17 protein-coding genes and 2 riboswitches are annotated in these 19,874 nt (G+C 31.5%); of the genes, 1 reads left to right on the top strand and 16 read right to left on the bottom strand.

The window, feature by feature from the left end; translation table 11 throughout:
* Positions 1 to 3 precede the first annotated feature (3 nt).
* From BTO04_RS12005 to BTO04_RS11930, 16 genes are all read right to left on the bottom strand, one after another.
* Positions 4 to 1,017, bottom strand: a complete 1,014-nt coding sequence (locus BTO04_RS12005) for a homocysteine S-methyltransferase family protein (protein WP_087564727.1) — start codon at positions 1,015 to 1,017, stop codon at positions 4 to 6.
* Positions 1,018 to 1,065: 48 nt separating this feature from the next.
* Positions 1,066 to 1,194: riboswitch (SAM riboswitch) on the bottom strand.
* A gap of 72 nt (positions 1,195 to 1,266) precedes the next feature.
* Positions 1,267 to 2,160 carry a cysteine synthase CysM gene (cysM, locus tag BTO04_RS12000; protein ID WP_087564726.1) on the bottom strand — a complete coding sequence of 298 codons (894 nt, stop codon included), beginning with the start codon at positions 2,158 to 2,160 and terminating at the stop codon, positions 1,267 to 1,269.
* A 1-nt stretch (position 2,161) separates the two neighbouring features.
* Positions 2,162 to 2,920 (bottom strand): serine O-acetyltransferase EpsC, encoded by a 759-nt coding sequence (gene epsC, locus BTO04_RS11995; protein WP_087564725.1) that lies wholly within the window; start codon positions 2,918 to 2,920, stop codon positions 2,162 to 2,164.
* Between the two features lie 8 nt (positions 2,921 to 2,928).
* Entirely contained in the window at positions 2,929 to 3,258 is a 330-nt protein-coding gene (locus BTO04_RS11990) for a 2Fe-2S iron-sulfur cluster-binding protein (protein ID WP_087564724.1), read from the bottom strand.
* A 58-nt stretch (positions 3,259 to 3,316) separates the two neighbouring features.
* Positions 3,317 to 4,372: an NAD(P)/FAD-dependent oxidoreductase gene (locus BTO04_RS11985; protein WP_087564723.1), complete on the bottom strand. Its 1,056-nt coding sequence runs from the start codon at positions 4,370 to 4,372 to the stop codon at positions 3,317 to 3,319.
* Between the two features lies 1 nt (position 4,373).
* Positions 4,374 to 4,958, bottom strand: coding sequence for a bifunctional precorrin-2 dehydrogenase/sirohydrochlorin ferrochelatase (locus tag BTO04_RS11980; RefSeq protein ID WP_087564722.1), 585 nt, complete (start codon positions 4,956 to 4,958; stop codon positions 4,374 to 4,376).
* A 4-nt stretch (positions 4,959 to 4,962) separates the two neighbouring features.
* Positions 4,963 to 5,733 carry a uroporphyrinogen-III C-methyltransferase gene (gene cobA / locus BTO04_RS11975; protein ID WP_087564721.1) on the bottom strand — a complete coding sequence of 257 codons (771 nt, stop codon included), beginning with the start codon at positions 5,731 to 5,733 and terminating at the stop codon, positions 4,963 to 4,965.
* A gap of 8 nt (positions 5,734 to 5,741) precedes the next feature.
* Positions 5,742 to 7,838 carry a HEPN domain-containing protein gene (locus BTO04_RS11970; protein ID WP_087565410.1) on the bottom strand — a complete coding sequence of 699 codons (2,097 nt, stop codon included), beginning with the start codon at positions 7,836 to 7,838 and terminating at the stop codon, positions 5,742 to 5,744.
* A gap of 135 nt (positions 7,839 to 7,973) precedes the next feature.
* Positions 7,974 to 9,221, bottom strand: coding sequence for a sulfate adenylyltransferase subunit 1 (locus tag BTO04_RS11965; protein WP_087564720.1), 1,248 nt, complete (start codon positions 9,219 to 9,221; stop codon positions 7,974 to 7,976).
* A 99-nt stretch (positions 9,222 to 9,320) separates the two neighbouring features.
* Positions 9,321 to 10,226, bottom strand: a complete 906-nt coding sequence (cysD, locus tag BTO04_RS11960) for a sulfate adenylyltransferase subunit CysD (protein WP_087564719.1) — start codon at positions 10,224 to 10,226, stop codon at positions 9,321 to 9,323.
* Positions 10,227 to 10,238: 12 nt separating this feature from the next.
* Positions 10,239 to 10,853 (bottom strand): phosphoadenosine phosphosulfate reductase family protein, encoded by a 615-nt coding sequence (locus tag BTO04_RS11955; protein WP_087564718.1) that lies wholly within the window; start codon positions 10,851 to 10,853, stop codon positions 10,239 to 10,241.
* Positions 10,853 to 11,116 carry a DUF2061 domain-containing protein gene (locus tag BTO04_RS11950; protein WP_087564717.1) on the bottom strand — a complete coding sequence of 88 codons (264 nt, stop codon included), beginning with the start codon at positions 11,114 to 11,116 and terminating at the stop codon, positions 10,853 to 10,855. The genes BTO04_RS11955 and BTO04_RS11950 overlap by 1 nt, the downstream gene beginning before the upstream one ends.
* 201 nt (positions 11,117 to 11,317) lie before the next feature.
* Positions 11,318 to 11,731 (bottom strand): Rrf2 family transcriptional regulator, encoded by a 414-nt coding sequence (locus tag BTO04_RS11945; protein WP_087564716.1) that lies wholly within the window; start codon positions 11,729 to 11,731, stop codon positions 11,318 to 11,320.
* Positions 11,732 to 11,860: 129 nt separating this feature from the next.
* Positions 11,861 to 13,027, bottom strand: coding sequence for a PLP-dependent aspartate aminotransferase family protein (locus BTO04_RS11940; protein WP_087564715.1), 1,167 nt, complete (start codon positions 13,025 to 13,027; stop codon positions 11,861 to 11,863).
* A gap of 64 nt (positions 13,028 to 13,091) precedes the next feature.
* Positions 13,092 to 16,496 carry a bifunctional aspartate kinase/homoserine dehydrogenase I gene (thrA, locus tag BTO04_RS11935; protein ID WP_087564714.1) on the bottom strand — a complete coding sequence of 1,135 codons (3,405 nt, stop codon included), beginning with the start codon at positions 16,494 to 16,496 and terminating at the stop codon, positions 13,092 to 13,094.
* A gap of 57 nt (positions 16,497 to 16,553) precedes the next feature.
* Positions 16,554 to 17,828 carry an O-acetylhomoserine aminocarboxypropyltransferase/cysteine synthase family protein gene (locus BTO04_RS11930; RefSeq protein WP_087564713.1) on the bottom strand — a complete coding sequence of 425 codons (1,275 nt, stop codon included), beginning with the start codon at positions 17,826 to 17,828 and terminating at the stop codon, positions 16,554 to 16,556.
* A gap of 126 nt (positions 17,829 to 17,954) precedes the next feature.
* Positions 17,955 to 18,063, bottom strand: a riboswitch (SAM riboswitch).
* 441 nt (positions 18,064 to 18,504) lie between these two features.
* On the opposite strand from BTO04_RS11930, the gene metK reads away from it, so the two are divergent.
* Positions 18,505 to 19,761, top strand: coding sequence for a methionine adenosyltransferase (gene metK, locus BTO04_RS11925; RefSeq protein WP_087565409.1), 1,257 nt, complete (start codon positions 18,505 to 18,507; stop codon positions 19,759 to 19,761).
* The last annotated feature ends 113 nt before the right edge of the window (positions 19,762 to 19,874 follow it).

The following is a 19,874-nucleotide window of genomic DNA, read 5'->3' as shown; positions in this document are numbered from 1 at the left end:
CCGCTAGTTAACTTTTGAAACATGTTCCGCATGTTTTCTTGGTTTATATTTTGCAGCAATATTTGCAATGACTTTAATATGTTCTGGACTTGTACCACAACAACCACCAATAATATTGATTAAATTTTTCTTTAAATATTCTTCAATTTGCTCACCCATTTCTTCTGGAGATTCATCATACTCCCCAAAAGCATTTGGCAAACCTGCATTGGGGTGTGCAGAAATCGCAAAATCCGTTTTGTTCGCAATCGCCTCTAAATGTGGTTGTAATAAATTGGCGCCTAATGCACAATTAAATCCTACAGATAATAATGGAATATGAGAAACAGAAATTAAAAAAGCTTCTGCAGTTTGCCCAGATAATGTTCTTCCTGAAGCATCTGTAATCGTTCCACTTAACATTATTGGAATGTCTATATTTCTTTCTTCTTTTACTTCTTCTATAGCAAACAAAGCTGCTTTTGCATTTAAAGTATCAAATACTGTTTCAACCAATAATAAATCTATTCCACCATCAATTAAAGCCTCTGTTTGTTGTTTGTATGCAATTCTTAAATCATCAAAAGTTACAGCTCTATAACCAGGATCATTTACATCTGGAGACATACTTGCAGTTCTATTTGTTGGGCCAATAGAACCTGCTACAAAACGTGGTTTATGAGGTTCTCTTGCAGTAAATTCATTTGCAACTTCTTTGGCTATTTTTGCAGATTGGTAATTTAGTTCATACACCAAATCTTCCATTTGATAATCTGCCATTGCAATTGTAGTACCAGAAAAAGTGTTGGTTTCTATAATATCTGCACCCGCTTCAAAATATTTTCCGTGAATGGTTTTGATAGCTTCTGGTTGCGTTAGAGACAACAAATCATTATTGCCTTGTAAAGGTGTTGGATATTCTTTAAAGCGTTCTCCTCTAAAATCTTCTTCAGTAAATTTATAAGCTTGTAGCATCGTGCCCATAGCACCGTCTAAAACCAAAATTCGTTCTTGTAAAGCTTTATATATATTTGACATTATTATGATATTTTCATCAATATGTCATCAGGAAAAGTAATTTTTTCGCTGTTATCTGTCAGATTAATTCCTGAAATAAGTTCAGGATAAACTGTAGAATGTAGCACCTTTATTTCGAAAAGAAATGGGTTGCTAAGGCGTCAACGGGTCTAATCCCTCTGCCTTTCGTGATAACGTAATCAATAAGTTAATGAACTATTTTACAAAGAAAAGGATTATTTTTTTATTTGCAGAATCTATTTGTAAAATCTAATCTTTTTCGAACAAAGTAGATGATAAGTATCTATCTCCTCTATCACAAATGATAGCAACAATAACTCCTTTGTCTATCTTTTTAGCAACTTTTAACGCAGTTGCTACCGAACCTCCACTACTCATACCTGCAAAAATACCTTCCTCAGACGCTAACCTCTGTGTCATAGCTTTTGCTTCTTTTTCGCTTACTTCAATTACCTCATCTACTTTAGATGGTGTAAAGATTGCTGGCATGTATTCTTCTGTCCATTTTCTTATTCCAGGAATTCGAGATCCTTCACTTGGTTGCGCTCCAATAATAGTTATATTAGGATTTTGTTCTTTTAAATAATCTGAAACACCCATAATAGTGCCTGTTGTTCCCATTGCTGAAACAAAATGTGTTACTTCTCCTTCTGTATCTCTCCAAATTTCTGGACCCGTAGTTTTGTAATGTGCTTTAGAATTATCTGTATTATCAAACTGATTTAAACGATAATATCCTTTTTTATACTTCAATTTTAACGCATGATCTCTAGAGCCTTCCATACCTAACTCTTTTGAAGTTAAAATTACTTTTGCCCCATAAGAACGCATTGTCTTTATTCTTTCTTCAGTTGAATTTTCTGGTAAAACCAATACCATATTAACACCTAAAACTTTTGCCATTAACGCTAATGCAATACCAGTGTTTCCACTAGTTGCTTCAACTAAAGTGTCTCCTTTTCTAATATTTTTTCTTTTAATTGCTTCAGAAATCATATTATAAGCAGCTCTATCTTTTACGCTTCCTCCAGGATTATTACCTTCTAATTTTAGCAATAACGTAACACCTTCTTTTTGTAAAATATTTTTCGCTTCTACAAGTGGGGTATTTCCTACAAAATCTATAATAGTTTTAGTTTTCATATTAATTTCTTTTTTGAAAAATATTATTTTCTGATTGCACTGTTACAATTGAGTTACTTGGGACTGAATCTGTGATACAAACATTTGCTCCAATTACAGAATTTTCTCCAATAACAACGTCTCCACCTAAAATGGTTGCATTTGCATAAATAACAACTCCACTTTCTATAGTTGGGTGTCTTTTTGTAGATGCTAAACTTTTTTTTACTTGAATACCTCCCAATGTAACTCCTTGAAAAATTTGCACATTATCTTTTATAACAGTAGTTTCTCCTATAACAATTCCTGTTGCATGGTCTATAAAAAAAGAATCCCCTATTTCTGCACCTGGGTGTATATCTGTACCTGTTGAACTATGCGCAAATTCACTCATCATTCTTGGTAAAACAGGAACTTCTAATTTTAACAATTTATGACTTAAACGGTGAACAGCAATTGCATAAAAACCAGGATACGCTAAATAAATTTCTTCTAAACTTTTAGAAGCAGGATCATTTTTTTCTGCAGCAATAGCATCTAAATCTAATTTTTGTCTGATTCCATAAAAAGAATCATTAAAACTTCTCCAAATATCTTCACCGTTTTCAATAGACAATCGCTCTAGAATCTTTAGAAATTTATTTTTTGTTTGCGCACCTTTTTCTGCCAAATGATTTGCATCAAATAAATTATTGATAATTTCTTTGGTGAAAATTTCTACAGCATCTCTTAAACACATACTATAGTTTTTTAATACTACAATTTCTTCAGCTCTCTTCATTTTAGCTATTACATTTCTGGAGCTAATACTACTTCTAACCCGTTCATTTCTGATGTCATCTGTATCTGACATCCTAATCTACTGTTATCTTCTACGTTAAACGCTTCTGCTAACATCGCATCTTCATCATCCGTGATTTCTGGTAATTTATGATCTGACACCACATAACATTGACAGGATGCACACATCGCCATTCCTCCACAAACTCCAATTGTACCTTCTTCTGCCAATTCATAAGAACGAACTACTTCCATTAAGTTCATTGCCATGTCTGTTGGCGCTACAACTTCATGAGTTTCACCGTTTCTATCTGTTATTTTTATATTGATGTCTTGCATCTTTTTTCTCTTTTATTGTTATTGTCTGCAAAATTACATAAACCTAACAAAAATTGTGCTATTGAATTGCTTTTACTACTGCTTTTGGTGCTTCTTTTCTTGTTCCGTCAAAACCATCTACACCACCAACAGTTGTATACTTCATTACATATTTTTTATTTGGAAAAATACGTTTGTAGGCACTTTGACACATTAAAGTTGCTTCATGGAAGCCACATAAAATCAATTTCAATTTTCCTGGATATGTATTTACATCACCAATTGCATAAATTCCTGGAATATTTGTTTGATAGTCTAATGCATTATTTACTTTGATCGCATTCTTCTCAATTTCTAATCCCCAGTTTCCAATTGGACCTAATTTTGGCGATAAACCAAACAAAGGGATAAAGTGATCTGTATCTACAATAAAAGCATCTTCGCCTTTTTTCTCAACGGCAACACCTGTTACTTTATCTGTACCAATAATTCCTTTTACTTCTGCAGGAGTAATCATTCTAATTTTTCCTAAATTCTTTAGCTCTTGTACTTTTTCAACTGAATCTAAAGCACCTCTAAATTCATTTCTTCTATGAATTAAAGTTACTTCTGAGGCAACATTTGATAAGAAAACAGCCCAATCTAAAGCAGAATCTCCACCTCCGGAAATCACAACTTTTTTATCTCTGTATAATTCGGGTTCTTTAATAATGTATTCTACACCTTTATCTTCAAAATTTGCAATAGTAGGAATTAGTGGCTTTCTTGGTTCAAAAGAACCTAAACCTCCGGCAATTGCAACAATTTTTGCATGATGTTTTGTTCCTTTATTGGTTGTTACAATAAACGTTCCATCATCTTGCTTATCAATTGTTTCTGCTCTTTCTCCTAAAGTAAAACCAGGTTCAAATTGTTTTGTTTGTTCTATTAATTTCTGAGTTAAATCTCCTGCTAAAATTTCTGGATATGCAGGAATATCATAAATTGGTTTCTTTGGATAGATCTCTGAACACTGACCTCCAGGTTGCGGTAATGCATCAATTAAATGACATTTTAACTTTAATAATCCAGCTTCAAAAACGGTGAATAATCCTGTTGGTCCTGCTCCAATAATTAGTATATCTGTTGTAATCATATTAAGATTCTTTTTTCTCAATTAATCCTTTGGTGAATTCGTTTAGCGTTTCCACTTTTTGTTCGAAATCTCCTTTTATTGTTTTTCTAAACTCATTTAAATTCTGTACCAAATCATCTACATTTTCAGGAATTACATCCTCAAAAAATTGACGCAATCTTTTGGCTGTTGTTGGCGATTTTCCGTTTGTAGAAATAGCCAATTTTACATTCCCTTTGGTTACAATACCTCCCATATAAAAATCGCAAAATGGAGGATTATCAGCAACATTAACTAAAATACTTCGCTTTCTACAATGCGCATAAACAGTTTCATTTACTTTAGGAAACTCTGTTGTTGCCACTACAATATGTTTTCCTTTTAAGTAACGTCTACTGTATTTTTTATTGATGAGTTTTACGTTTCCTTTTTTAGCTAAGGCTTTTGTACCTTCTCTAAACATTGGGGAAACGATTGTTACATTTGCATCTGGACTCGACTTTAATAAAAAAGTCAACTTTTCTTCAGCCACAAAACCACCTCCAATAATTAATACTTGTAAGTTTTGTGTTTTTAAAAAAATAGGATATAAATTATTTCTTTCCATTAAACTATCCTTGTAACACATTTGCATATTGTTGCTTTATATCTAAAATTATTTTACGATGTTTTACAACCTCTCCCAACACAATAATTGCAGGATTTTTTAATTCCTTTTCTGCAACAATATGTTCTATAGTAGCTACCGTTCCAATTCCTACTTTTTCTCTAACAGTAGTTCCATTTTGAATAATTGCTACAGGTAAATTACTTTTACCTTCATCTTGAAAAAACTTTACAATTTGAGATAATTTACTCATACCCATTAAAACAACTACAGTAGCACTTGACTTTGCTGCCAACGCAATATCATTAGATCTTTTATGCTCTTTTGTTGTGCCTGTAATTACCCAAAAACTTTCTGCACTTCCACGTTTTGTTAAGGGTATATTTTGATAAGCAGCTACTGCTAATGATGATGAAATTCCAGGAACAACATCAACATCTATACCAAAACTTGCAGCATATTCCATTTCTTCTGCACCTCTGCCAAAAATAAATGGGTCACCACCTTTTAAACGAACCACATGTCCGCTTGATTTTGCTCGAGCTACAATTAATTCATTTATTTGTTCTTGCTGATATTTATAACAACCTCTTCTTTTTCCTACAAAAATTTGTTCTGCTTCTGGGTTTATATAATCTAGTAATTCTTCATTCACCAAAGCATCGTACAAAACTACATCCGCAGTTTTTAAAACTTTTATTGCTTTTACTGTAATTAAATCTACATCGCCAGGTCCTGCACCAACAACTGTTAATTTTGGTTTCTTTATATTCATTCTATTCTTTAAAGAGCTTTTGTTGTTATTGCTGCTTCTCTATATGCTCTTACTTTTTGTAAAAAAATAGTTGCATTGTCTATATATTTTGATGCAAAATCTTTTGTTGGCGAAAATTTATTAATTTGATATATCATATCTGTAAAAGAAGTACCTAGGTCTATTTTTCTTGTTGAAATAAATTCTTCATCGAATTGAGAAATAATACTTGCGTGTGTATTCGTTTTCTTTTCTGCTGCCAATAACATTGCTTTTGCAGAATTGGCTAAAGACTGATATGCATAATAAATAGCACCAGAATACACTCCGTTTTCAAAAGCTTCATTTGCATTTTCAATTTTCTCTTCACTTTCAAAAAATAAAGTGGCAATTAAATCGATCATAACTCCTGCACACTCTCCAATTCCTATTGCTTTAACATATTTTTCTTCTTCTCCCCAATCAATAAAATCTTCTTGAGTTAAATTAGTAACGTCTTGTAGATCATTTAATAAATCGTAAAAATATTTTTCTCCTTTTTCCTTATAATAGGTAACAAATTGCTGTCCGTTTCCATTTGCTTCAAAATCATTAAAAATTCTTCGCAAAGCTTCAGGACCTCTTTTACTTGGTACTTTTACTACTTTATCTGCAAAAGCTCCGTTTCCATTTCCAAAATTACCTCCACCTAATAAAACTTGTAATGCTGGTGCAACTAATTTATCTGGAGTTCTTACTGTCATTCCTTGAAAACCAATGTTTGCCATATTGTGTTGTCCACAAGCATTCATACAACCACTGATTTTTATAACTAAATCTTCATTTTTTAAGTACTGAGGATATTCTGCAGCAATTACTTTTTCTAATTCTTTTGCGATTCCTGTACTACTTGAAATTCCTAAATTACACGTATCAGTACCAGGACACGCTGTAATATCTACCGCTTTATTATAACCTGCTTCTACAAATTCTAGTTTTTTTAATTCCGAATAGAAAAGTGGCACTAAATCTTCCTTTACAAAAGGGATTACGATATTCTGGCGTAAGGTTAAACGAACTTCTCCTGCTGCGTATGTCTCAACTAAATCTGCTAATAACCTTGCTTTGTCTGTATAAAAATCTCCTAATAAAACTTTAATTCCGATTGCAACATATCCTTTTTGTTTTTGAGGAATCAAGTTTGTTGATTTCCACAAATCAAAAGCTGTTTGGTCTTTAATTTCTACTTCTGGAGCTTCAATTGTAACTGGTTTTGACGTCACATAAGAGGCAACATCAATAGCAACCGTTTTAAATTCAATTGCTTTTTGTTCTTCTTCAATTAAGTTTCTAAAAGCTTCTAAACCGATATCTTTTAATAAAAATTTCATTCTTGCTTTGGCTCTACTTTTACGTTCTCCAAAACGATCAAAAACTCTTAAAACTCCTTCCATTAATGGAATAATTTTATCTGAAGGTAAAAACTCATACAACGTTTCTGCATGTCTTGGCTGAGAACCTAGCCCTCCTGCAGCCATCACTTTAAAACCTCTAACTCCGTTTTCAATTTTAGCAATATATCCTAAATCATGTAAATAAGACAAACCTGTATCTTCATCCGTAGAAGAAAAAGAAACCTTGAATTTACGCCCCATTTCTTGACAAATAGGATTACGTAAAAAGAATTTATACAATGCATCTGCATAAGGAGAAACATCAAAAGGCTCGTTAATATCTATCCCAGCAGTTTCAGATGCAGTAACATTTCTTACCACATTACCACAAGCTTCACGTAAAGTAACATCATCACGTTCTAATGCTGCCCACAATTCTGGCGTTCGTTGTAAATCTACATAGTGAATTTGAATATCTTGACGTGTTGTAATATGTAATCTTCCTCTTGAATATTCATCTGAAACTTCAGAAATTCTTCGTAATTGATTACTCATTACTTTACCATAAGGAAGCTTAATACGAATCATTTGAACGCCTTGTTGACGCTGACCGTAAACTCCTCTTGCTAAACGTAAACTTCTAAATTTTTCTTCATCTATTTGTAGGTTATTGAAAGCAGCAATTTTATCTGCTAATTCAATAATATCTTTTTCTACAATTGGATTTTCTATTTCGGTTCTAAAACTTTGCATATTAAAGCCCATCCTAACCTTCCCAAGGGGAAGGAACTCTTACTCGGTAGGTAAGAATATTGTTAATTATTTTCTATTTTTTTCATTTATTAGCAAACTTGCTAAATTTCCCCTTCGGGGAATTAAAAGGGGCTTTTATTTTATAAAACCTACTCCAACTGTATTATTCGTTTTTGGGTTGATTAAAATAAAAGATCCATTAGATTTATTGTCTTTATAAGAATCAAATAACAATGGTTTACTTACTTTTAGTTGCACATCTCCAATTTGATTTAATACTAATTCAGATGGATTTTCTTCAATTCCAGAAAAATCAGTTTTAATGATACTTGATAGTTTCGTGATTTTCGCCTGCGCATCATTTACACCATGTTTGATATAGTATTTTTGCAATGCTTGTAAAGGCTCTCTATCCATCCAACAAATAGTTGCCGCTAATTGTTTTGCAATTGTTGGTTCTTCATTTACTTTTACCAACATATCTCCTCTACTTACATTTACATTATCCTCTAAAGTGATCGTAACAGCACTTCCTCTTTTAGCAGTTGCATACTCTTTATTGAAGAAATTAATACTTTTAATTTTTGATTTTGTTTGCGATGGTAAAACAGAAATCTCATCTCCCACTGATAAATCTCCACCATAAATCTTACCTGCATATCCTCTAAAATCGTGATACTTTTCTGTTTTTGGTCTAATTACTGTTTGAACAGGAAAACGTACTTGAGAAACATCACTTACATCTTCTGTATCTAAACTTTCTAAATGATGCATTAATGTTACACCGGTATACCAAGGCATATTTTCTGATACAGAAACTACATTATCCCCTTGTAAAGCAGATAATGGAATGAAAGTTAAATTCTGACCTTTATATTCACTTTTACTTGCTAAATATTCAATTTCTCCTTTGATAACATTGTATTTCTCTTCAGAAAAATTAACCAAATCCATTTTATTTATAGCGATTACAACCTCTTTAATTCTTAATAAATTATTGATAAAAAAATGACGATAAGTTTGCTCTACCACTCCGTTTCTAGCATCAATTAAAACAATAGAAACTTGTGCAGTTGAAGCTCCTGTAACCATATTTCTAGTGTACTCTATATGACCTGGAGTATCTGCAATAATGAAACTTTTAGATGGCGTTGAAAAATAAATATGTGCAACATCAATGGTGATTCCTTGCTCACGTTCTGCAACTAAACCATCTGTTGCTAAAGAAAAATCTAAATAATCAAAACCACGCTGTTTGCTCTTTTCTTCTATTGCTTCTAATTTATCATCAGTCAATGATTTTGTATCATATAAAATACGACCAATTAAGGTACTTTTACCATCATCTACACTTCCTGCTGTTGCTATTTTTAGTACTTTCATTTTTATTAGCTGTTCGCTATTAGCTTTTGGCTATTAGCTTAGTTTGTAATCGTTTTCATTTTCCGCTAAAGGCTAATAGCCAATTGCTAAAGGCAAATTTTAAAAATACCCTTGTTTTTTTCTTTTTTCCATAGCTGCTTCAGAACGCTTATCATCAATTCTTGCTCCTCTTTCTGAAATAGAAGAATCTCTAATTTCTTCAACAACTTTTGCAATATCTACTGCATCAGATAAAACGGCTGCTGTACAACTCATATCTCCTACAGTTCTAAACCGAACCATTCTTTCTTCTACTATTTCCTCTTCATCTCTAAAAACAACTGTATCATCTGCAGACCAGATCATACCATCTCTTACAAATATTTTTCTTTTGTGTGCAAAATAGATAGAAGGAATTTCGATATCTTCTTGTTTTATATAAGACCAAACATCTAATTCCGTCCAATTAGAAATTGGAAAAACTCGTACATTTTGTCCTAAATCAATACGCCCATTTAACATATCAAATACTTCTGGACGTTGGTTTTTTTCATCCCATTGTCCAAAATCATCTCTTACAGAGAAAATTCTTTCTTTTGCTCTTGCTTTTTCTTCATCTCTTCTTGCGCCACCAATACAAGCATCAAAACCAAACTCTTCAATAGCATCTAATAACGTTTCTGTTTGCAACATATTTCTACTTGCATATCTCCCAGTTTCTTCTTTTACAGTTCCATTGTCAATGTTATCTTGAACATTTCTTACAATTAACTCAACGCCCAACTCTTTAGTCAAACGATCTCTAAATTCTATGGTTTCAGGAAAGTTATGACCAGTATCAATATGCATTAATGGAAAAGGAATTTTTGCAGGAAAAAATGCTTTCTGCGCTAAACGCACTAACGTAATACTGTCTTTTCCTCCTGAAAATAATAACACAGGTTTTTCAAATTGTGCTACAACTTCTCTAAAAATATAAATTGCTTCACTTTCTAAAGCAGCTACTTTTATTGTTTCTTGACTCATAATTTTATCTTTTTAGATATGTAATCCACATTCTCGATTACTTTCTACTTTTGTTGGATCGAAATACACAAACTCATTTGGCAAACCTTTTTCAATTAAATAAGCATCTAATTCTTGATCTGTTGCATTGTAAAACGGACTTACTTTTATAATACCATCTTTACTTTGTGAGACTACATCTATACTATCTCTAAATGCAGTTTGCCCTTTTCTTAAGTTAGTAAACCAAACTTCTGGCTGGTGCTCTTTCATTGCTCTAGAAAAAGGCTCTAATTTTACTTGCTCTGTAAAAACTACATGTTTAGGATCTTCAACTGATGGAACTCCTAAAACAACATTTCTATGAGCAACCGTTTGTTTTGGTGTATATAAATAAATGTTTAAGTTCAGTTTTTCTATTATTTCTTCTGCATGTTTATAGGTTTGTATCGTATTATAACCTGTATCGCACCAAATTACTTTAATGTCTTTTTGCACATCTGTAACCGCTTTTAATATTGCTACTTCATAAGGTCTGAAGTTGGTAGTGATTACTGCATTTTTTCCTAAAGAAAGAGCCCAGGCAATTATTTCTGCTGGTCTTTTACCTTTTAATTCTTTGTTAATTTGCTCTAAATCTAAACTCATTACCTACCCCATTTTATTTTATTCCACAATCTTTCATGAAAGAAATACAATACTAATTTGGTTAAAAAATCTACAGAAGCTATTGATGCTGCTAAAATAAATTCGCCTATTAATATATAAGAAACTATTAATGTATCTATAGTTCCTACAATCCTCCAGCTTAATGCCTTTGCAATACTTCGCAGCGGTTTCTCTGAACTTATATCTTTTTCAAAATTTGATTCTGCTTCCTTTCTACTTAAAATCATTTGCTCTACAATCATAAAAACTAAATACCCTACTAAACCAATAGAGTATGCGAAATTAATGTTTTTTTAAAGTTTGAAATGTATAAAATTAAAATAATATATATAAACCCTATAGATTTAGTAGATTAATAAAAAAAGGATGAAAAAATTAAGAATACTCAATTACTAAAAGGATTTAGTAATGAATACATTTTAATAAAATAAGAAGATGGCTTTTTAGCAATTACACAAATCTGACAACGTAGTGTTTCTAAAGATTTTTAGCGAACTATCTCTAACGTCAATCATCAATTTATTTACTGCGCAAGAATTTTCATCAGGGCAGTCTTCACATTTTTCATAGAAGTTTAAACTAACACAAGGAATCATTGAGATTGGACCTTCTAAAACACGCATAATAGAAGTCATTTGAATTTCATTAGGTTCTTTTAAAAGATAATAACCTCCACCTTTTCCTTTTTTAGATCCTAAAATTCCATTTTTACGAAGTGTAAGTAATATACTTTCTAAAAACTTTAAAGAAATATTTTCACTTTTAGATATTGTAGCAATAGAAACAGGAGTTTTATTCTCTTGTCTTGCCAAATAAGTAAGCGCTTTTATTCCGTATTTTGTTTTCTTTGAAAGCATAAAACAAAATTACACAATTTAATGTGATTACTATAGTAAAATAGTAGGACACACTTTTGTAATAAAAAAAACATGAATTATAGAAACAGAAAAGTCTATAATTCATGCTTTATATTTTTGATGTATTTATTATAATTCTAAAGCTTGTTGAATATCTGCAATAATATCTTCTGCATGTTCTAATCCAACAGAAACTCTAACCAAACCATCCGTAATACCAACCTCTAAACGATCTTCTTGAGACAATCTACCATGTGTTGTAGATGAAGGATGTGTTACAATTGTTCTAGTGTCTCCTAAGTTAGCAGATAATGAACACATTTTTATTTTATCTAAAAAAGCGCTTCCAGCTTCAATTCCTCCTTTAATTTCAAAAGCAACAATATTCCCACCTAATTTCATCTGTTTTTTAGCTACTTCATATTGAGGATGCGATTTTAAGAAAGGATATTTTACAAATGCTACATTTTCATTTCCCTCTAAAAAAGTTGCAACTTTTAAAGCATTTTCACAATGTTTTTCTACTCTTATTGATAATGTTTCTAAACTTTTAGACAACACCCAAGCATTAAAAGGAGACATGGCAGGCCCAGTATTTCTAGCAAATAAATAGATTTCTCTTAACAACTCTTTGTTACCAACAGTAACGCCACCTAAAACTCTTCCTTGACCGTCAATTAATTTTGTTGCAGAATGAATTACTAAATCAGCGCCAAATTTAATTGGCTGTTGTATATAAGGCGTAGCAAAGCAATTATCAACAATAAAAATAAGATTGTATTTTTTTGCAATTTTGCCAATCAATTCTAAATCTAAAATATCTACAGCAGGGTTTGTTGGTGTTTCTATATAAAGAATTTTTGTGTTTTCTTTGATTAAGCTTTCTATTAATTCTACTTCATTCACCTTAAAATAAGAAGTTTCAATATTCCATTTTGGTAAATAATTGGTAAACATTCCATGTGTTGACCCAAATACAGATCTACAAGAAACAATATGATCTCCTGCACTTAATAAAGCCGCAAATGAAGAAAAAATAGCTGCCATTCCTGTTGCAAAAGCATAACCTGCCTCTGCTCTTTCCATAGCTACAATCTTATCTACAAATTCTGTTGTGTTCGGGTTTGTAAATCTACTATATAAATTACGCTCTTTTTCTTCTGCGAAGGATGCACGCATGTCTTCTGCATCATCAAAAACAAAACTTGATGTTAAATATAATGGGGTAGAATGTTCAGAAAACTGACTTCTTTCTGTTTGACCTCTAATTGCTTCTGTTTCGAAATGTTTGCTCATTTTTAATGGTTATTTGTTGTTCCGAATTGACTGAAATACTGCCAACTAAAAACTACCTTCTTTTTTAGTTATTATGTTTTGCTAACCTTAAAATATCTCCAAAAACACCTCTTGCAGTTACACTTGCCCCTGCTCCTGCTCCTTGAATTACAATGGGTTGATCTCCATAAGATTCTGTGTAAATTTCAAATATTGCGTCAGAACCTTTTAAGGATCCTAATGGGGTGCTTTTTGGTGTGGAAACTAATTTCACTTCTAATTTTCCTTTATTTTGTGATAAATCTCCACTTAACTCACCAATATAACGTAGAACGTGATTTGGTTTTTGATGCTCTTTTAAAGATTGATATTCAGCATTTAATAATTCTAAATTACCTAGAAATTCATCTGCAGAACCCTTTCTTAAATTTTCTGGAATTAGATTTTTGATTTCTACTTCTGATAATTCATTTTCTAAATCTAATTCTCTTGCTAAAATTAATAATTTTCTAGCAACATCATTTCCACCTAAATCTTCTCGTGGGTCTGGTTCTGTAAAACCTTTATCAATTGCTTCTTGTAATGTTTCAGAAAAAGAAACATTCTCCGCCGAAAAAGTATTGAAGAGGTAACTTAAACTCCCTGAAAAAACACCTCTAATTTTAGTGATATTTTCTCCTGACTCATGTAATAAACGAATGGTATCAATTAAAGGCAAACCTGCACCAACATTGGTTTCATACAGATATTGCTTTTTGTATTCTTTTAGTTTAGATCTTACTTCTTTGTAAAAATCAAAAGACAACGTGTTTGCAATTTTATTACAAGAAACCAAATCGAAACCAGCTTCTATAAACGGAATATAATTACTCACAAAATTAACGCTTGCCGTATTATCTACAACGATTAGGTTTTCAAAATGGTGCTCTTTTTCAAATGCAATAATAGCATCAATAGAAGTAGTTGAATCTCCATTTTCTAAAAGATTTTCTTTCCAATCTTTAGAAACACCCTCTTTATTTAACAACACTTTCTTAGAATCAGCAACAGCAAAAACATTTAGTTGAATCTTTCTTCTTTCTAAAACAGCTTGTGTGTTTTCAATTATTTGATCAATTAAAGTTCCACCAACCAAACCTTTTCCAAAAATGGCAATATTTATTTTTTTTATAACTCCAAAAACTTGACCATGAATTACATTGACAGCTTTGTGTAATTGGTCTTTTTTAACCACCAAACTCACGTTTTTACCTGTAACCGTATTATTGAATAAAACGGGTACAATTTGGTTTTTAATCAATGCATTATAAGGATGATGAAACTCACTTAAATCTTGACCGATGATAGAAATTACTGCAACATTATTTACAATTGAAATCTGATTAACATCTTGTGAATAAAAATCATTTTCAAACTCTTTTTCAAGAGCAGCAACAGCTTCTTGTGCTTTATCAGCATCAATAATTAACCCAATTCCTCTTTCTGAAGAACCTTGAGAAATAATACTGATACTAATATTTCGATCACTTAAAGTTTTAAAAATACGAGCATCAACACCAACTTTACCTAACAAACCTCTACCTTCAAAATTTAATAAAGCAACATTATCAATTGTAGAAATAGATTTAATTCCTTTTGATGATGATTCTGCTGTAATTAACGTGCCTTTATCTTCTAAATTGAACGTATTTAAAATTCTAAGGTTTATGTTTTTTTCTAATAATGGAATGATGGTTTTTGCATGTAAAATTGTTGCTCCAAAATTGGCTAACTCATTCGCTTCAGAAAATGATAATTGCTCAATCTTCTTTGCATCTGCAACCAAATCTGGATTCGCAGTAAAAATTCCGTTTACGTGTGTGTAGTTTTGTAATTCTTCTGCATCTAAATAATTTGCCAATAATGAAGCAGTGTAATTACTACCATTTCTACCTAAAGTTGTCGTTTCATTTTTCTTATTAGAAGCAATATATCCTGTTACAACTTGTACAATTTCTGGATCAAATTTCTTAAAGTGTGCAATCACATTTTCTTTAGAAATAACTGCTATTGGTTGTGCATTTCCAAAGTTTTCATCAGTAATAATTAGCTTTCTTGCATCTATAGCATTTGCAGAAACCCCTAATTTCTCTAACAAACTTGTTATTAGTTTTACAGACAACAACTCTCCTTGTGCTAAAACGGTATCTTTAATTTTCTGGCTATAATCTCCTAAAAGAGAAACCCCTTCAAAAATGGTTTCTAAAGTTGAAAATTCTTTAGAAAAATCAACAGAACTATTTGGTTCTAATTGATATTCTTTAAATTTCTCAAAATCTTCTTTGTATGGTTTTTTATTTGCTGCCTTGTTTAAAATAGCTTCTAAATCATCTGTAGTATTTCCTCTTGCAGAAGCAACAACCGTAATTTTTTCTCCATTTTTATATTTACTTACTATAATTTCTATAGCATTTTCCAGTCCTTTTCCGTTTGCTAAAGATTTCCCTCCAAACTTTAATACCTTCATCTTCTTTTCTCTATAGTCTTCATTAAAAATAGGCTCAATAATTTTTTGTAATTGCTCATATTCAATTAAAAAAGCATCATGTCCATGCACAGAATTTATTTCGTTGTAGGTAACATTGTCTTTTGTTAATGCTAACTTTTTATGCGTTTCTTTATTCTCTTCCGCAGTAAAAAATAAATCTGAATCAACTCCAATAATGTGAATATTAGCTTCTATTTTATCAAGAATTTCTATCTTCTTTTTCCCACTATCTGTAACATCAATTGTTTTTAATAATTGATTCATTAATTTATAAGAAGATAATTGATACCGTTCTTGCAGTTTTTCTCCATGGTGCAACAACCAACTCTCTACATTAAAAACTGTAGCATCTTCATTTTTAGACCGTTGAAAACGCTCTTTAAAAGATGCTGGAGTTCTATAACACAACATTGCGTGCATACGGGCATCATGAACAGGATTGCTAGAATTTACTAAAAATTGCTCTTGTATTTGGCAATTTCCAATTAACCAATCTGTAGATTTCCAATCTGTTGCAACAGGAATAAAATGTTGCGTAATTTTAGTGTTCAAAACCATCATTTCCCAAGCAATTCCTCCTCCTAAAGAACCTCCAATTAAAGCAAATAATTTATTGATTTTTAATTCTTTTAATCCGATTAAAAACAGGTTTGCAATGTCTCTAGCAATAAAACTTTTATAGTTTTCAATTAAGAAACCATCAAAACCATTACCAGGAATATTAAAAGATAAAATGGTATAAACAGCTGTGTTAATCGCTTTATTTTCACCAACAATATCTATCCACCAACCTTCATTACCTGCAACATTACTATTACCAGTTAATGCATGATTTACTAAAACAACAGGAGCTGTACCTAATTCTTTTCCAAAAACATGAAAACTTAAATTAAGTTCAGGAATTAAAGCACCTTTTTCTGTGGTGAAATTTCCAATTTTAATATGTTGTAATTGTTCTTTCAATTCTTTTGTTTAAAAGTCTTTCAGGTTTTAAAACCTGAAAGACATATTTTACTATAATTATAATTCTGAAAAAGCGGCGCTTAAATCTGCTTTTAAATCTTCTAAATCTTCAATTCCTACAGACAATCTAATTAAATCTTGACTCACTCCTGCACCCGCTTGAGCAGCTTCATCTAATTGTTGATGCGTAGTACTTGCTGGGTGAATAATTAGTGATTTTGTATCTCCAATATTTGCTAATAAAGAGAATATTTTTGTTTTGTCTGCAATTGTTTTTGCTGCTTCAAAGCCTTTTGTAGGGCCAAAGGTTACAATACCACTTTGTCCATTTGGCAAGTACTTATCTGCTAAAGTTTTGTATTTACTACTTTCTAAACCTGGGTAATTTACCCATGCAACTTCCTCTTGTTTTTCTAACCATTTTGCTAATGCCAATGCATTTATAGAATGTTGCTTAATTCTTAAAGGTAATGTCTCTAATCCTTGAATAATATTAAATGCATTTGTTGGACTTAAAGCGCCTCCAAAATCACGTAGTCCTTCTAAAATTAATTTAAAAGTAAAGGCAGCTGCTCCTAAAGCATCATGATAAACTAAACCATGGTAACCTGCAGAAGGTTCTGTAAATTCAGGAAATTTCCCATTTGCCCAATTAAAAGTTCCAGCATCAACAATTGCGCCTCCTAAAGAAGTTCCTTGTCCACCAATATATTTTGTTAATGAATGAATTACAATATCTGCTCCATGTTTTATCGGATTCAATAAAACGGGTGTTGCAACAGTATTATCAACAATAAAAGGAACTCCTGCTGCTTTAGAATGCACAGAAATTGCTTCTAAATCTAAAACATCTAATTTAGGATTCCCTAAAGATTCTACAAAAAAAGCTCTCGTATTATCTTGAACTGCAGCTGCAAAATTATCAGGATTTGATGCATCTACAAACGTAGTTGTAATTCCGAATCTTGGTAAAGTTACACTTAGTAAATTATAAGTACCTCCATATAAACTACTTGAAGCTACAATGTGGTCTCCTGCTTTTAACAAGGTTAATAATCCTGTTGAAATAGCAGCTGTTCCTGAAGCAAAAACTACAGCTGCAATTCCGCCTTCTACAGCCGCTAACCGGTCTTGTAAAATTTGATTTGTAGGGTTATTTAATCGTGTGTAAATAAAACCTAATTCTTTTAATGAAAAAAGATTTGCTGCATGTTCAGAACTATTAAAAACATACGATGATGTTTGATAAATAGGAACGGCTCTTGTTCCTCCATTTTGTGTTACATCATGTCCGGCATGTAATGCGTTTGTTGCTAATTTTTGTGTACTCATTTTTCTAATTTTTTTTGAGTTAATAAATGATTAAACCAAAAGTCAAATGCATCAAAATTTTGATGTACTTACTAGAAAAATGTTAAAAAGAAAAATAGAATATTCCAGAAAAAGGAAAATTCTTTTTTGTTATCTATCCAATTATAAAAATTGGGTAGAATGTAGCACCTTCTTTATTTCTAAAGGGTTGCTAAGGTTTCAATGGGTCTAATCCCTCCGCCTTTCTTGATAACATTTCAATAAGTTATTGAACTTTGTGAGTGCAAATATATGTTTAGAAAAATTTAATATCCAAGTAAAATTGAAATTATTTTTAAGAAATAGTAATATCACATTAAAAGCCTATGTTTTATAATTATCATATAAATTATACTCCGCAAACTTTGTTTTATTGATGATACCATAATTAAATATTATCGTCAAAAATTATCCTATTTCAATTTATAATGTAACTTTGCAAAGAATTTAAGAGGAAAAATTTGAACTGATTGCAACCTCTGATACTGATTTTTCAGTTGAAACAAAAAATGCTAAAGCAGTAATTATCTACTACTTTTAGCGTCCAAGCAATCAATTTTTATTTTTCTTAATTTCCATTTTCTTGGGAATGATAAGTTTAAGAAAAACTCAATGTTTAACATTGAGAAATCATTTTTTAATATTAAAAAAGATTCATATGTCATATTTATTTACCTCAGAAAGTGTTTCTGAAGGACATCCAGACAAAGTTGCAGATCAAATTTCCGATGCATTAATCGATAATTTTCTAGCATTCGATAAATCAAGTAAAGTTGCTTGCGAAACCTTGGTTACTACAGGGCAAGTAATTTTAGCTGGTGAAGTAAAATCTAAAACATATTTAGACGTTCAGCAAATTGCTAGGGACGTAATAAATAAAATTGGTTATACCAAAAGCGCGTATATGTTCAATGGAAATTCTTGTGGAGTTTTGTCTGCAATTCATGAACAGTCGCCAGATATAAACAAAGGTGTAGATCGAGCTAACCCAGAAGAACAAGGTGCAGGAGATCAAGGAATGATGTTTGGTTATGCAACTGATGAGACAGAAAACTACATGCCTTTAGCATTAGAACTTTCTCATCGTTTGTTAATTGAATTAGCACTTTTAAGAAGAGAAAATAAGGATATTGATTACTTAAGACCTGATGCAAAAAGTCAAGTAACTATTGAGTATTCAGATGATAATGTTCCTCAAAGAATTGATGCAATTGTAATTTCTACGCAACATGATGATTTTGATGCGTCTGAAGGTGTAATGTTAGCAAGAATTAAAAAAGACATTGTAGAAATTTTGATTCCTAGAGTTATTGCAAAATTACCTGCTGATATTCAAAAATTATTCACAGACAATATTACATATCATATAAATCCAACAGGAATTTTTGTAATTGGTGGACCTCATGGAGACACTGGTTTAACAGGAAGAAAAATTATTGTTGATACTTATGGTGGAAAAGGAGCTCATGGTGGTGGTGCTTTTTCTGGAAAAGACCCAAGTAAAGTTGATAGATCTGGGGCTTATGCAACACGTCATATTGCAAAAAATTTAGTTGCTGCAGGACTTTGTAAAGAAATTTTAGTTCAAGTTTCCTATGCAATTGGTGTTGCAAAACCAACTAGTATTAATGTTGATACTTATGGTACTGCAACCGTTGATTTAACTGATGGAGAAATTAGTAAAATAGTAGAATCCATTTTTGATATGCGTCCTTACTTTATTGAAAAACGTTTAAAATTAAGAACGCCTATTTATTCTGAAACTGCTGCTTACGGACATATGGGAAGAACTCCAGAAGTAAAGACAGTAACTTTTTCAAATCCTATGGGAGAAACTGTTTCTCAAGAAGTTGAAACATTTACTTGGGAAAAATTAGATTATGTAGACACTGTTAAAAAAGCTTTTAACTTATAAAATCAATTCATACACAATATAAAACCTTCAAAAATATTCTTTTTTGAAGGTTTTTTTTATGTTTAAAAAACCTGTTTTTTAACACTTAAGCTACTTTCTCTTTAACAAATTTT

Origin of the sequence: Polaribacter sp. SA4-10 (assembly GCF_002163835.1) — a bacterium.
Lineage (GTDB): Bacteria > Bacteroidota > Bacteroidia > Flavobacteriales > Flavobacteriaceae > Polaribacter.
This window is presented reverse-complemented; position numbering and strand designations above follow the sequence as displayed.

Bases quoted from the DNA above. Each gene is read 5' to 3' on its own strand.
- cysM (WP_087564726.1), bottom strand. From the start codon at position 2,160: ATGAAAACTAAAACTATTATAGATTTTGTAGGAAATACCCCACTTGTA.
- cysD (WP_087564719.1), bottom strand. From the start codon at position 10,226: ATGAGTCAAGAAACAATAAAAGTAGCTGCTTTAGAAAGTGAAGCAATT.
- BTO04_RS11930 (WP_087564713.1), bottom strand. From the start codon at position 17,828: ATGAGTACACAAAAATTAGCAACAAACGCATTACATGCCGGACATGAT.
- BTO04_RS11980 (WP_087564722.1), bottom strand. From the start codon at position 4,958: ATGGAAAGAAATAATTTATATCCTATTTTTTTAAAAACACAAAACTTA.
- BTO04_RS11985 (WP_087564723.1), bottom strand. From the start codon at position 4,372: ATGATTACAACAGATATACTAATTATTGGAGCAGGACCAACAGGATTA.
- BTO04_RS11940 (WP_087564715.1), bottom strand. From the start codon at position 13,027: ATGAGCAAACATTTCGAAACAGAAGCAATTAGAGGTCAAACAGAAAGA.
- cobA (WP_087564721.1), bottom strand. From the start codon at position 5,733: ATGAATATAAAGAAACCAAAATTAACAGTTGTTGGTGCAGGACCTGGC.
- epsC (WP_087564725.1), bottom strand. From the start codon at position 2,920: ATGAAGAGAGCTGAAGAAATTGTAGTATTAAAAAACTATAGTATGTGT.
- BTO04_RS12005 (WP_087564727.1), bottom strand. From the start codon at position 1,017: ATGTCAAATATATATAAAGCTTTACAAGAACGAATTTTGGTTTTAGAC.
- BTO04_RS11950 (WP_087564717.1), bottom strand. From the start codon at position 11,116: ATGATTGTAGAGCAAATGATTTTAAGTAGAAAGGAAGCAGAATCAAAT.
- metK (WP_087565409.1), top strand. From the start codon at position 18,505: ATGTCATATTTATTTACCTCAGAAAGTGTTTCTGAAGGACATCCAGAC.
- BTO04_RS11945 (WP_087564716.1), bottom strand. From the start codon at position 11,731: ATGCTTTCAAAGAAAACAAAATACGGAATAAAAGCGCTTACTTATTTG.
- BTO04_RS11955 (WP_087564718.1), bottom strand. From the start codon at position 10,853: ATGAGTTTAGATTTAGAGCAAATTAACAAAGAATTAAAAGGTAAAAGA.
- BTO04_RS11970 (WP_087565410.1), bottom strand. From the start codon at position 7,838: ATGCAAAGTTTTAGAACCGAAATAGAAAATCCAATTGTAGAAAAAGAT.
- BTO04_RS11990 (WP_087564724.1), bottom strand. From the start codon at position 3,258: ATGCAAGACATCAATATAAAAATAACAGATAGAAACGGTGAAACTCAT.
- BTO04_RS11965 (WP_087564720.1), bottom strand. From the start codon at position 9,221: ATGAAAGTACTAAAAATAGCAACAGCAGGAAGTGTAGATGATGGTAAA.